Here is a 12,298-nt window from a genome sequence, read left to right as displayed (position 1 = left end):
CGCTCACCGATGCCATTTGCGCGCGGCGGAAAAGGCAGCCGCGAGCACCGCGACGGCCGCGCCGAACGCGAGCGCGCGCGACGCGCCGAGCCCGGCCTCGGCGCCGGTGCGGCGCGCTTCGTCGGTGAACGCGCCGCGCGTCGCATGCCGGCCCGGCACCGGCTCCCACAGGTTCGACGGGCGCGGGCCGGCCCGCGCCGCGCGCTGCTGGCCGCGCACGGCCGTCCGCGCGAGATAGCGGTCGAAGCAGCCGGGGGCAAGGCCGTTCGCGACGATCGCCGCGAGCGACGACCAGCCGACCCAGCGCTCGCGGCACGGATGCCGCGCGGCGTGCACGATCGCACCGGCCGCCACCTCCGGCGCATAGACCGGCGCGACCGGACGCGGTGCATGCGGCAGCACGGATTCGGCCCAGTCGAACTGCGGCGTGTCGATCGCGGGCAATTGCACCATCGTCACGCGCACATGACTGTGTGCATGCAGCAGCTCGCAGCGCAGCGCGTCGGTAAAGCCGCGGATCGCGTGTTTCGCGCCGCAGTACGGGGCCTGCAACGGAATCGACCGGTATGCGAGCGCCGAGCCGACCTGCACGATCGTGCCGCGGTTGCGCGGGGCCATCCGTGCGAGCGCGGCACGCGTGCCGTACACGCAGCCGAGGTAGGTGACGGCCGTCACGCGCGCATAGTCTTCCGGCGAGATGGCGTCGAATGGCGCGAACACGGTCACCATCGCGTTGTTGACCCACACGTCGAGCGGCCCGAGTTCGTGTTCGATCCGCTCGGCCGCCGCGTCGAGCGCAGCCGCATCGCTGACGTCGACGGCAATCGGCAGCGCCTGGACGCCATACGCGCGCACTTCGCATGCGGTGTCGTGCAGCGCGCGCGGATCGCGAGCGAGCAGCGCGACGTTCGCGCCGAGTCGCGCGAACGCGTGGGCGGTCGCGCGACCGACGCCCGCGCTTGCACCCGTGATCGCGACGGTCTTCACGGTCGAGTCCTCCCGTTTTTCGATGATGGCCGGCACGCCGTCGAAGCTTTCGCGCCGCAACGTGCCGGAACGCGATCGGCGCAGCAAACGACATGCCGTCGGCCGCCGGGGCCGTGTGGCCTCGGCGCGAGCCGTGAACGGTCGCCCAATTTACAAGCCGGCTGTAACGCGCCGGCCGTCGTGCGCGCAATCCCGCCACCTCGCGGCCGCCTCCGCGCCGGCCGCACGCGCACGAAATTTGCTCCGCCGCGAACGGCTGTCGTCATGCCGGTGCGTCCGGCAAGGAGTCTCGTTGCTCGTTCCGCTGTCCCGCAAAACGCGTCATATCGCGCGCGTCGCACCGTTCGCGTGCGCGGTCGCGCCAAGCGTCGCGTACGCGGCCGCCGCGCCTGCGGCGCCCGGCGATCCGGCCGCGCCGTTGCCGCTCGCGTACGTCGTGCACGCGGCCGGCCCCGCCGCGCAGCCGGTGTTCGTGCTCGGCTGGGCGCTGCTCGCGCTGTGCACATTCGTCTGCATCGCGATCGCCGTGCTGCTGCTGATCGCGCTGTTTCGTCGTCGCGCACGGGCAGGCGGCGGCCACGGCAGCGGCCTGACGATCGTGACCGTGGGCTCCGCGATCTCGATCCTGCTGCTGTTCGGCGCGCTCGTGTACATGCTGCGCGTGCTGGGCATGGTCGCCGCACCGCCGCGCCCGCCCGCGCTGACGATCACCGTGACCGCACAAGACTGGTGGTGGGCCGTTCGTTATCCGGACGATGCGGGCGGCCCGGCCTTCGTCACCGCGAACGAGATCCATATTCCGGTAGGCGAGCCCGTCGCGATCGAACTGAAGAGCGCCGACGTGATCCACGCGTTCTGGGTGCCGCAACTTGCCGGCAAGACCCAGACGATTCCCGGCCAGACCAACCGCCAATGGCTGCAGGCCGACCGGCCCGGCATCTATCGCGGCCAATGCTCGCAGTACTGCGGCGCGCAACATGCGCACATGGCGTTCGAAGTCGTGGCCGAGCCGCCGGCCGCGTTTCACGCATGGCTCGCCGCGCAGCGCCAACCGGCCCGGGCACCCGCGGCGGGCGCCAACGCCGAACGCCGCGGCCAGCGCGTGTTCGCCGCGCGCTGCGCGGGCTGCCACGCGGTGCGCGGCACCGACGCCGCGGGCGACGCGGGCCCCGATCTCACGCACGTCGGCACGCGCCGGCTGCTCGCGGCCGGCACGCTGGACAACACGCCCGACAACCTGCGCCGCTGGATCGCGCATGCGCAGCAGGTCAAGCCGCAATCGCTGATGCCGTCGATCGCGCTCGCGCCGCGCGACGCCGACGATCTCGCCGCGTATCTCGCGACGCTGCACTGAACGGAGGATGCCGATGGCCATTGCCCGCGACACGCCCACCCCGCTCAGCCGCGTACCCGATCTCGGCGACGCGCCGCCCGGTTCCGCGCACGAGCGCGCGCTGGCCGAGCTGTGGGAATCGGCACCCGGCTGGCGCGGCTGGCTCGGCACCGTCGATCACAAGCGCATCGGGCTGCGCTACATCGTCACCGCATTCGTGTTCCTGCTGCTCGGCGGCGTCGAGGCGCTCGTGATGCGCATCCAGCTCGCGCGGCCGAACGCGACCGTGCTGACGCCCGCGCAATACGATTCGCTGTTCACGATGCACGGCGTCACGATGATCTTCCTGTACGCGCTGCCGGTGCTGTCCGGTTTCGCGAACTACCTGTGGCCGCTGATGCTCGGCTCGCGCGACATGGCGTTCCCGCGGCTGAACGCGTTCTCGTACTGGGCGTTCCTGTTCGCCGGGCTGTTCCTGTATGCGAGCTTTCCGCTCGGCGCGGTGCCGGACGGCGGCTGGTTCAACTACGTGCCGCTCACGTCGCTCGACTACAGCGCCGGCGCGAACATCGACATCTATGCGCTCGGGATGATCCTGCTCGGCATCTCGACGACCGGCGGCGCCGCGAACTTCGTCGTCACGCTGCTGCGGATGCGCGCGCACGGGATGTCGATCGACCGGCTGCCGATCATCGTGTGGGGCACGCTGACCGCGTCGGTCGCGAACCTGGTCGCGGTGCCGTCGGTGAGCCTCGCGTTCCTGCTGCTGTGGCTCGACCGCAATGCCGGCACGCACTTCTTCGACGTCGCGCACGGCGGCCGGCCGCTGTTGTGGCAGCACCTGTTCTGGATGTTCGCGCATCCGTGGGTCTACGTGGTCGTGCTGCCGGCGATGGGGATCGTGTCCGACGCGCTGCCGACCTTCTGCCGGCGGCCGCTCGTCGCATACGAGGCCGTCGCGGTGTCGACCGTGGCGACGATGCTGATCGGCTTCGAGGTGTGGGTCCACCACATGTTCGCGACCGGCATCGCGCCGCTCGCGCTCGCGTTCTTCGGCGCCGCGAGCATGCTGATTTCGATTCCGAGCGCGGTCGCGGTGTTCGCGTGGATCGCGACGATCTGGACCGGGCGCCCCGTGTTCCGCACGCCGTTCCTGTATTTCGCGGGCTTCGTGCTGATGTTCGTGGTCGGCGGCGTGTCGGGCGTGATGACCGCGGCCGTGCCGCTCGACTGGCAGCTCACCGATACGTACTTCGTCGTCGCGCACCTGCATTACGTGCTGCTCGGCATCAACGTGTTTCCGGTGCTCGGCGGCGTCGCGTACTGGTTCCCGAAATTCACCGGGCGGATGATGAACGAGCGGTTCGGCCGCTGGACCTTCTGGGTCGTGCTGGTCGGCTTCAACCTCGGCTTCTTTCCGATGCATATTTCCGGGCTGCTCGGGATGCCGCGCCGCATCTATACCTATCCGTCCGGGATGGGCTGGGACACGTCGAACCTGCTGACGACGATCGGCTCGTTCGTGTTCGGGATCGGCATCGTGATGTTCGTCGTCAACGCGCTGGTGAGCGCGCGGCGCGGCGTGCGCGCCGGCGACAACCCGTGGGGCGCGGCCGGTCTCGAATGGTCGGTCGCGTCGCCGACGCCCGTGTACAACTTCGCGGTGCTGCCGCTCGTCGCGTCGCGGCATCCGCTGTGGGAAACGCGCGACGATCCGCAACGCACCAGCCTGCGGGTCGGCTACCGGCTCGCGGACGGGCGCGAGGCGCTCGCGGTCACGCCGCTCGCCGCGACGCCGAGCGCGATCCTGAAAATGCCCGAGGACAGTTGCGTGCCGTTCGTGCTCGCGCTGCTCGCGACCGCCGTGTTCGCGGCGATGCTCGCGCGCTCGCCGACGCTCGTCTGCGTGGCCGTCGCCGGTTGCGCGATCGCCACCGCCGCGTGGCTGTGGCCGCGCCGCACGCTCGGCCAACGCGCGCGGCTGCCGGCTCGCGCCGACACGCAGGCGCCCGCCGCGGCCGCCGGGCTTCATCCGGACGAGCCGCCGTCGGCGACGGCGCCGGCCGCCGCGCCGGCCGCGTGCATCGAGCCGCTGCCGGTCGGCAGTTGCGGCGAGCGAGCGGGCGGCTGGTGGGGCGTGCTCACGCTGATCGTGACCGAGGCCGGGCTATTCGGCTACCTGCTGTTCTGCTACTTCTACCTGCAGTCGCAATGGCCTGCGCCGTGGCCGCCCGAAGGGATGCCGAAGATCGGGCTCGCGGCCGTCAACACGGTCGTGCTGCTGTCGAGCAGCGTGTTCGTGTGGCTTGCGGAGCGTGCGGTGCAGGCCGACCGGCAGGCGCGCGCGGTCGCGATGCTCGTCGTCGCGCTGGTGCTCGGCACCGCGTTCGCGCTGGTCCAGCTCCACGAATGGCGCGACCATCCGTACGGCCCAACCGCGCATCTATACGGCAGCCTCTACTTCACGATCACCGGGTTCCACCTCGCGCACGTCGTCGCCGGTCTCGCGATCCTCGCGCTGCTCGCCGGGTGGACGGCCGCCGGTTTCTTCGGCCGCGAACGGCGCGTCGCGCTGACGGTCGGCGGGCTCTACTGGCACTTCGTCGACATCGTGTGGCTGTTCATCTTCACCGCGCTGTACGTGTCGCCGTTCTGGCTGAGGAGCACCGGATGAACGATGCACGACGCACGTGGACACCGCTGCTCGCGATCGCCGCCGGCCTGGTCGGCGCGCCCGCGCTGTGGTTCGCGCAGATGCTGGTGTCCGAGACGCTCGCGTCCACCGCGTGCTATCCGCTCGGCGTCGCGCAGGCCGCGCCGCGCTGGGCGCACGTCGGCGTATGGCTTGCGCTGATCGCCGCGGGCGCGTTCGCGTTGGCCGCGGCCTGCGCGACGTGGCTCACGCGCGCGTGGCGGCGCCGGCACGATGCCGATGCGCCGGCCGCGACCCGCGACGACAGTACCCGCTTTCTCGCGCGCTGCGGGATGCTCGCCGCGCTCGGCTTCGTGATCGGTCTCGTATTCACGGGGATCGTCACCGCTTTCGTGGGGCCTTGCAGTCCATGGCGCTGATCTCGCTCGCTTCGTTGCCGTTCCGGGTTCCGGGCCGCCGCGCGCGCGTCGCGTTCGCCGTGTGCGTCGCGCTCTGCGGATGCGACATGCAGCGCGACGACAACGCGGCCGCACCGGGCGATGCGGCCGACGCCGCGTCGGCGGCGGAAGCGCCCGAGCCCGCGTCGGGCTGGCGGTTCGTGCGGATCGGTGCGTCAGCGGCCGATGCCGCTGCGTCGATGTCCGCGCGCGTGAAGGACGACCGGCGGCTGTCACGCGACCGGGACGCGTCGGTGGCCGATGCGCCATCGTCCGCGGCGTCCCCCCCGCCGCCCGAGGCGGCCTCCACGTCGACCGCCCGCCGCCCGGTGATCGCCGCGGCCGCCGCGAGCGCCGACGCCGCGACGCTCGCGCGCGGCCGCTACCTCGCGCTCGCCGGCGATTGCGCCGCGTGCCACGACGCGGCCGACCATACGCCGTACGCGGGCGGCCAGCCGGTGAATTCGCCGTTCGGGCCGATCTACGCGCCGAACATCACGCCGGACCCGACGCACGGGATCGGCCACTACACGCTGCGCCAGTTCGACGATGCGCTGCGGCGCGGCGTGCGCGCGGACGGCAGCCGGCTGTATCCGGCGATGCCGTACCCGTCGCTCGCCCACCTGACCGACGACGACGTGCGCGCGCTGTATGCGTATTTCATGCGCGGCGTCGCGCCGTCCGCGAACGCGGCCAAACTCACGCAACTGCCGTTTCCGTTCAACCAGCGCTGGGCGCTGGGGCTGTGGAGCCTCGTGTTCGCGAACCGCGACCGGTTCACGCCGCAGCCGTCGCAGTCGGCCGAATGGAATCGCGGCGCGTATCTCGTGCAGGGGCTCGGCCATTGCGGCGCGTGCCATACGCCGCGCGGGCCGGCCTACAACGAACGCGGCTACGACGAGCGCAGCCCCGCGTTCCTGACCGGCGGCATCAACGATCACTGGTTCGCGCCGAACCTGACCGGCGCGAGCCCGGACGGCCTCGGCCGCTGGTCCGCCGACGACATCGCCGCGTTCCTGCGCAGCGGCCATGCGGCGCGCGGCGCGGTGTTCGGCGCGATGGCGCCGGTCGTCGGCGAAAGCACCGCGTTGCTGACCGATGCCGACCGCCATGCGATCGCCGTGTACCTGAAGTCGTTGCCGGCGCAACCGACTGCCGCGACGAATCCGCTGGGCGTCGGCGTGCCGCGGCTGACGGCCGCCGGCCCGCGTCCGGAAGGCGGCCAGCAGGCGCCGGGGGCCGGCGTGTATGCGGGGTTCTGTGCGCGTTGCCACGGTGCGGACGGTCGAGGCGTACCCGATCACGGGCCGGCGCTCGCGGGCAGTTCGATCGTGCTCGCGGCCGATCCGACCAGCACGATCCGGATCGTGGTCGAAGGGGCGCGGCCCACGCCGGGCAAACCGGGGCCGGTGCAACGTATGCCGGCGATGCGCGGCGCGCTGACGAGCCGCGAAATCGCGGCGGTGGTCAGCTACGTGCGCGGCGCGTGGGGGAATCGGGCCGCGCCGGTGTCGGAGCAGGAGGTGCGGCGGTTGCGGGGAGCGATACACAAGTAGCGTGTCGGTGTCGTCGCACGCGCATCGAAACCGTTCAGCGATCGCCGACGATTCGATCTCGGGTGTTCATCCACACGGAGCCTGACTTCATCGACGCACCGGATCAGCGCGCCAGCACCGCCACCGCCTTGATCTCGACGACATAACCCGGCGCGCCGCCGAGCATGTGCGCGCCGACGGCCGTCCACGCGGGCCGCGGATGCGCATCGAAATAGCGGTCTCGCACCTGCATGAACAGCGGCAGGTCGCGCATGTCGGTGTGAAACGTCGTGAGGTCGACCACATCGTCGAACGATGCGCCGGCCGCCTCCAGCACCTGCTTCAGGTTCTCGAACGCCTGCACGATCTGCGCTTCGCGATCCTCGACCAGCTGCATCGCCGCGTCGCGGCCGATCTGGCCGGATACGTAAAGCGTATCGCCGACCTTCAGTCCCGGCGCGTAGCCGATCTTCTCGTACACCGCTTCCATTCCCGCCGGAACGATGGCTTTGCGTTCATGCATGATTGTCTCCGTGGCCGGCATCGTCGCGCCGGCCGTCTGCGGTTGTCGATGAAACAATGGCCAGCGATACGCCCTTCAACCCGTATCGCCACCCGCCACCGGCAGCACCGTGCCCGTGATGTAGCTCGCCTCGTCCGACGCGAGGAACAGGATCGGCGCGATCTGCTCGTCGAGGCTGCCGTAGCGCTTGAAGTACGTCGATTCCGTCACCTGCCGCACGGCCTCGCCCATCCACGCCTGTTCCTGCTCGGTATCGCCGGCCGCATTGCGCGGCACGCGGCGCGGCGGCGCGCTGGTCCCGCCCGGCGCGGTGGCGACGACGCGGATGTTGTGTTCCGCATATTCCATCGCGAGCGCCGACGTCAGCGCGTTGACGCCGCCCTTCGCCGCCGAATACGGCACGCGCCGGATGCCGCGCGTCGCGTTCGACGAGATGTTGACGATCGTGCCGCCGCCGCGCGCGAGCAGGTGCGGCAGCACGGCATGACACGCATAGAGCGTCGGCATCAGCGAGCGGCGGATTTCCGCATCGATCTGCGCCGGCTCGAACTCGGCGAACGGCCGCATCCGAATCGCGCCGCCGACGCCATTGATCAGGATGTCGATGCCGCCGAACGTCCGCACCGCGTGCGCCATCGCGGCATGCGCGCCTTCGTACGTCTCAAGATCGGCGACGAAGCCGGCCGTATCGCCGCCCGGCGCTTCCGCGGCCACCTCGGCCACGAAATCTGCACGATCGACGAACAGCACCTTGCCGCCCTCGGCCGCCGCGCGCAGCGCGACACCGCGGCCGATGCCCTGCGCCGCGCCGGTGACGACGACGACCTTGCCGGAGAATCGTTGCATGGTCATGCCGCCTTTGCCGTGACGTTGGGGGTGAACTTCTCGTAGTGGAAGCTGTTCGGCTTCACGCCTGCGTCGTCGAAGTACTGGCGCACCGCGTCGACCATCGGCGGCGGCCCGCACAGATACACGTCGACGTCGCCGTCGTTCAGCGCGTCGGCCGGGATGTGCTGCGTGACCCAGCCCTTGCGCGGATGGCTCGACGCGGCGTCCGCGACGACCGTCGCGAAGCTGAAGTTCGGCAGCTTCGCCGCCACCGCCTCGAGCGCGTCGACCAGCACGAGATCGAGATCGCGCGTCACGCCGTAGACCAGGTGCACCTTCTGCCGCGAGCCGCTGCGCGCGAGCAGTTCGAGCATCGACAGGAACGGCGCGAGGCCCGTACCGCCGGCGAGGAACAGCAGCGGCCGCTGCACGTCGCGCAGGTAGAAGCTGCCGAGCGGCCCGTGCAGTTCGAGCGTGTCGCCGGGCTGCGCCGATTCGAGCCACGTGCTCATCACGCCGCCTGGAATCTTCTTGATCAGGAAGCCGACCTTCGCGTCGCCCGGCGCCGACGAGAACGAATACGAGCGATGCTGGCCGCTGCCCGGCACGTCGATGTTCACGTACTGGCCCGGCAGGAACACCGGCGCGCTGGCGCCGACGTCGAGTTCGAGCACGACGGCCGCATCGTTGTGCTGCTCGACCTTCGTGACCGTCGCGGCAAAGGCACTCTGCCCGGTCTTGCAGGCGACCGACGACGTCGGCACCGCGATCACGCAATCGCTTTGCGGCACCATCTGGCACGTCAGCACGAGGCCGCCGTCCTTCTCGTCCTCGGTCAGCGCATCGTCGATGTAGTCATCGCCGAGATCGTAGCGGCCGCTTTCGGCGCGGCACTTGCAAGTGCCGCACACGCCGTCGGAGCAATCCATCGGCAGGTTGATCTTCGCGCGGAAGGCTGCATCGAGCACCTTCTCGCCGGCCTTGCAGTCGATGAAGCGGGTTACCCCGTCCTCGAAATTCAGTGCAATCCTGTAGCTGGACATGGCGTCACCTCCACTTCCTTTCATGACGAAACGACGGGCGTCAGACGTGATAGACGTCGAGCACCTGCCGGATGTAATCGTTCTTCAGCACGATCTTCTTGCGTGAAATCAGCAGCGCGTCGCCCGTGCGTCGCAACGTGACGAACATCGTGCCGAAAAAGTGATCTGTCACGCGATAACGGTGGTTCAGCGTGTGAAAGTTGTAGCGCACGTCGACCTCGTCGTCGCGTTCGGCCAGCACCTCGACGTTCGTCACGTTGTGGCTGGTACGCGGCTCGGGCGTCGATGCGCCGCTGCGCTCGGTCTTGATCCGGAACACGCGATCCTCGAGGCCGCCGCGGTCCGCGTAATACATCAGCGAGATCTGGCTCTGCGGATCGTCGGTCGGCCGATCGTCGTCGTCCCATGCGGGCATCCAGTACGTGACGTCCTCCGTGTAGCAGGTCAGCCACGCGTCCCACTCGCGATCGTCAAGCAGGCGCGCTTCGCGATACAGCGCCGCGCAAATCGTCCGGTAATCGAAGCTCATGCCGCCACCTCCCCGCGTTCCTTCTTCAGCGCATCGCGCATCACGTGCACCCAGTGTTCGTGCTGGCACACGAACAGCCCTTCGTCCTCGCTGCGCTCGCCGGAAATGCGCGGGTTCAGCCCCATCTTTCTTGCGTTCTCGTCCGGCCCGTCGACCCACAGCGGCGCGCCGCGCGACAGGTCGTTCCACATCGCCGTGATGCCCGCATAGCCGGCCTGGCACGCGCGGAACTCCTCGAGATCGTCGGCCGTGCCCATGCCGGTCACGTTGAAGAAATCCTCGTACTGGCGAATCCGCGTCGTGCGATCGGCCTCGCTCTCGCCTTTCGGCGCGAAGCAGAAGATCGTGACTTCGGTCCTGTCGACGCCGAGCGGTCGCACCACGCGGATCTGCGTGCTGAACTGGTCCATCAGGAACACGTTCGGATACACGCACAGGTTGCGCGTCTGGTTCACGATGAAGTCGGCCTGCACGTCGCCGACGCGCGCCCGGATCTCGTCGCGGTGCTGATACACGGGCCGCACCTCCGGGTTCATCGTCTGCGTCCACAGCAGGATGTGGCCGTGGTCGAAGCCGTACACGCCCGCGACCGACTTGCTCCAGCTGTTCGCGTCGACCGCCTTGGTGCCGTCCGCCTTGCGGCGGCCCATCGTCGCCGCATAGTTCCAGTGCACGGTGCTGACGTGATAGCCGTCGCAACCGTTCTCCATCTGCATCTTCCAGTTGCCTTCGTAGATGTAGGACGAGTTGCCGCGCAGCACTTCGAGCCCGTTCGGCGCCTGGTCGACGATCTGGTCGATGATCACGCGCGCTTCGCCGAGGTAGTCCTCGAGCGGCAGCACGTCCGCGTTGAGGCTGCCGAACAGGAAGCCGCGATAGTTCGCGAAGCGCGCGACCTTCTTCAGGTCGTGCGAGCCGTGCGTGTTGAACTGCACCGGGTATTCGGTCGTCTTCTCGTCCTTCACCTTCAGCAGCTTGCCGGTGTTCGAGAAGGTCCAGCCGTGGAACGGGCACGTGAAGCTGCCCTTGTTGCCGTGCTTGCGGCGGCACAGCATCGCGCCCTTGTGCGCACACGCATTGATGACCGCATGCAGCTCGCCGGTCTTGTCGCGCGTGATGACGATCGGCTGGCGGCCGATCCACGTCGTGTAGTAATCGTTGTTGTCGGGAATCTGGCTTTCGTGCGCCAGATACACCCAGTTGCCCTCGAAGATGTGCTTCATCTCGAGCTCGTACAGCGCCGCGTTCGTGAAGATGTCGCGGCGGCAACGGAAGACGCCGGCCGCCTTGTCATCCTGCACGGCGGTTTCCAGCAGGTGATCCAGGTCGTTCGTAGCGTCGATGGTGACGGACATGATGGCTCCTTCCATGCGCGTGCCGCGTCCTGCAAGCACGCTCGCATCGGTATCGGTTGAATCTCGGGGGACCGGCCGGCAGCGGCGGCGCACGCGCGCCGCCGTGCCGCCGGTAGTTATGCCGCGGCGGACGCGCGCAGGCGTTCGACGATCTGGTTGTCCTTGCCCTGCACGCGCGGCGTCAGCACGAAGTCGAACTCGATGTCCTGGTACGCATCGGCCTTCATGCCGAGCGCCGTGCCGCCGGTTTTTTCGGTCACGGGCGGAATCAATTCCTCGCGCGTCGCATACGCGAAGTCGTCCCAGATCAGCGGATCGCCGTCGATGTTGAACTGTGTCGTCAGCTTGCGGTGATCGTCGCTCGTCACGAAGAAGTGCACGTGCGCGGGACGGTTGCCGTGGCGGCCGAGGCGGTTCAGCAACTGCTGCGTCGCGCCCTGCGGCGGGCAGCCGTAGCCGACCGGCATCAGTGTGCGGAATTCGTACTTGCCGTCGACGCCCGTTTTCACCGCGCCGCGCAGGTTGAAATCGCTCTGCTTGCCGGTCGGGTCGAAGTGCGAATAGAAGCCCTTCGAATTCGCGTGCCAGCATTCGACCACCGCGCCGGCGATCGGCTTGCCGTCGAGACCGGTGACCGTGCCGTGGATCACGAGTGGGCCCGCGCCGTCGTCCGCGTCGAGGTCGATCTTCGCGACGCCGTCGCGCACCGGTGCGCCGGCCACGTACAGCGGCCCCTCGATCGTGCGCGGCGTGCCGCCGTCGAGCCCGATCGCCTCGTCCTCGGCGTCCATCCGGATGTCGAGATACTTCTCGAGACCGAGGCCGGCCGCGAGCAGCGCTGCTTCGCCATCCTGACCGAGCTTGTTCAGGTAGTTGACGCCCGCCCATACTTCGTCGGGCGTGATGTCGAGATCGTCGATCGCCTTGAACAGGTCGCCGAGCAGGCGCAGCACGATCTGCTGCGTGCGTGCATTGCCGCCGGTGCCGCTTCCGCCCGCGTTCGACGCGGCCTTCAGCAGGTCCTGCACTTCCCGGGTATCGAAAACTTTGACGCTCATGATGCTGTCTCCACGTG

11 protein-coding genes are annotated in these 12,298 nt (G+C 69.3%); 4 read left to right on the top strand and 7 right to left on the bottom strand.

Annotated elements, in window-relative coordinates; translation table 11 throughout:
- Nucleotides 1-3: 3 nt before the first annotated feature.
- On the bottom strand, nucleotides 4-987 hold the full coding sequence (locus DFS13_RS22655; RefSeq protein ID WP_111442189.1) for an SDR family oxidoreductase: 984 nt from the start codon (nucleotides 985-987) through the stop codon (nucleotides 4-6).
- Nucleotides 988-1,279: 292 nt separating this feature from the next.
- On the opposite strand from DFS13_RS22655, the gene coxB reads away from it, so the two are divergent.
- Genes coxB through DFS13_RS22635 form a run of 4 tightly spaced genes read left to right on the top strand, consistent with a single transcriptional unit; the run spans nucleotide 1,280 to nucleotide 6,966 of the window.
- Nucleotides 1,280-2,341 (top strand): cytochrome c oxidase subunit II, encoded by a 1,062-nt coding sequence (gene coxB / locus DFS13_RS22650; RefSeq protein ID WP_111442156.1) that lies wholly within the window; start codon nucleotides 1,280-1,282, stop codon nucleotides 2,339-2,341.
- A 13-nt stretch (nucleotides 2,342-2,354) separates the two neighbouring features.
- Complete coding sequence (ctaD, locus tag DFS13_RS22645) at nucleotides 2,355-4,994, top strand: cytochrome c oxidase subunit I (protein WP_111442188.1); 2,640 nt, start codon at nucleotides 2,355-2,357, stop codon at nucleotides 4,992-4,994.
- Complete coding sequence (locus DFS13_RS22640; protein WP_048987230.1) at nucleotides 4,991-5,392, top strand: hypothetical protein; 402 nt, start codon at nucleotides 4,991-4,993, stop codon at nucleotides 5,390-5,392. Before ctaD ends, DFS13_RS22640 begins: the two co-directional genes overlap by 4 nt.
- Nucleotides 5,383-6,966: a cytochrome c gene (locus DFS13_RS22635; RefSeq protein ID WP_111442155.1), complete on the top strand. Its 1,584-nt coding sequence runs from the start codon at nucleotides 5,383-5,385 to the stop codon at nucleotides 6,964-6,966. Before DFS13_RS22640 ends, DFS13_RS22635 begins: the two co-directional genes overlap by 10 nt.
- A gap of 103 nt (nucleotides 6,967-7,069) precedes the next feature.
- Here the strand turns inward: DFS13_RS22635 and DFS13_RS22630 are convergent, their stop codons facing one another.
- The 6 genes from DFS13_RS22630 to catA all read right to left on the bottom strand — a co-directional run bounded on the left by DFS13_RS22630 (nucleotide 7,070) and on the right by catA (nucleotide 12,281).
- Nucleotides 7,070-7,468 carry a RidA family protein gene (locus tag DFS13_RS22630; RefSeq protein WP_006485395.1) on the bottom strand — a complete coding sequence of 133 codons (399 nt, stop codon included), beginning with the start codon at nucleotides 7,466-7,468 and terminating at the stop codon, nucleotides 7,070-7,072.
- Nucleotides 7,469-7,543: 75 nt separating this feature from the next.
- Nucleotides 7,544-8,320, bottom strand: coding sequence for a benzoate diol dehydrogenase BenD (benD, locus tag DFS13_RS22625; protein ID WP_043205917.1), 777 nt, complete (start codon nucleotides 8,318-8,320; stop codon nucleotides 7,544-7,546).
- Nucleotides 8,317-9,339, bottom strand: coding sequence for a benzoate 1,2-dioxygenase electron transfer component BenC (gene benC / locus DFS13_RS22620; RefSeq protein WP_111442154.1), 1,023 nt, complete (start codon nucleotides 9,337-9,339; stop codon nucleotides 8,317-8,319). The genes benD and benC overlap by 4 nt, the downstream gene beginning before the upstream one ends.
- A 40-nt stretch (nucleotides 9,340-9,379) precedes the next feature.
- Nucleotides 9,380-9,868: a benzoate 1,2-dioxygenase small subunit gene (gene benB / locus DFS13_RS22615; protein WP_006485355.1), complete on the bottom strand. Its 489-nt coding sequence runs from the start codon at nucleotides 9,866-9,868 to the stop codon at nucleotides 9,380-9,382.
- On the bottom strand, nucleotides 9,865-11,223 hold the full coding sequence (locus tag DFS13_RS22610) for a Rieske 2Fe-2S domain-containing protein (protein ID WP_058903658.1): 1,359 nt from the start codon (nucleotides 11,221-11,223) through the stop codon (nucleotides 9,865-9,867). The genes benB and DFS13_RS22610 overlap by 4 nt, the downstream gene beginning before the upstream one ends.
- Before the next feature lie 116 nt (nucleotides 11,224-11,339).
- Nucleotides 11,340-12,281, bottom strand: coding sequence for a catechol 1,2-dioxygenase (gene catA / locus DFS13_RS22605; protein WP_111442153.1), 942 nt, complete (start codon nucleotides 12,279-12,281; stop codon nucleotides 11,340-11,342).
- Nucleotides 12,282-12,298: the final 17 nt, after the last annotated feature.

Source organism: Burkholderia sp. 28_3 (assembly GCF_003253915.1).
Classification (GTDB): domain Bacteria; phylum Pseudomonadota; class Gammaproteobacteria; order Burkholderiales; family Burkholderiaceae; genus Burkholderia; species Burkholderia cenocepacia.
Note: the sequence above shows the minus strand (reverse complement) of the source record. Positions and strands in the feature narration are given on the sequence as shown.

Bases quoted from the DNA above. Each gene is read 5' to 3' on its own strand.
- benC (WP_111442154.1), bottom strand. From the start codon at position 9,339: ATGTCCAGCTACAGGATTGCACTGAATTTCGAGGACGGGGTAACCCGC.
- DFS13_RS22610 (WP_058903658.1), bottom strand. From the start codon at position 11,223: ATGTCCGTCACCATCGACGCTACGAACGACCTGGATCACCTGCTGGAA.
- ctaD (WP_111442188.1), top strand. From the start codon at position 2,355: ATGGCCATTGCCCGCGACACGCCCACCCCGCTCAGCCGCGTACCCGAT.
- DFS13_RS22630 (WP_006485395.1), bottom strand. From the start codon at position 7,468: ATGCATGAACGCAAAGCCATCGTTCCGGCGGGAATGGAAGCGGTGTAC.
- benD (WP_043205917.1), bottom strand. From the start codon at position 8,320: ATGACCATGCAACGATTCTCCGGCAAGGTCGTCGTCGTCACCGGCGCG.
- benB (WP_006485355.1), bottom strand. From the start codon at position 9,868: ATGAGCTTCGATTACCGGACGATTTGCGCGGCGCTGTATCGCGAAGCG.
- DFS13_RS22640 (WP_048987230.1), top strand. From the start codon at position 4,991: ATGAACGATGCACGACGCACGTGGACACCGCTGCTCGCGATCGCCGCC.
- catA (WP_111442153.1), bottom strand. From the start codon at position 12,281: ATGAGCGTCAAAGTTTTCGATACCCGGGAAGTGCAGGACCTGCTGAAG.
- DFS13_RS22635 (WP_111442155.1), top strand. From the start codon at position 5,383: ATGGCGCTGATCTCGCTCGCTTCGTTGCCGTTCCGGGTTCCGGGCCGC.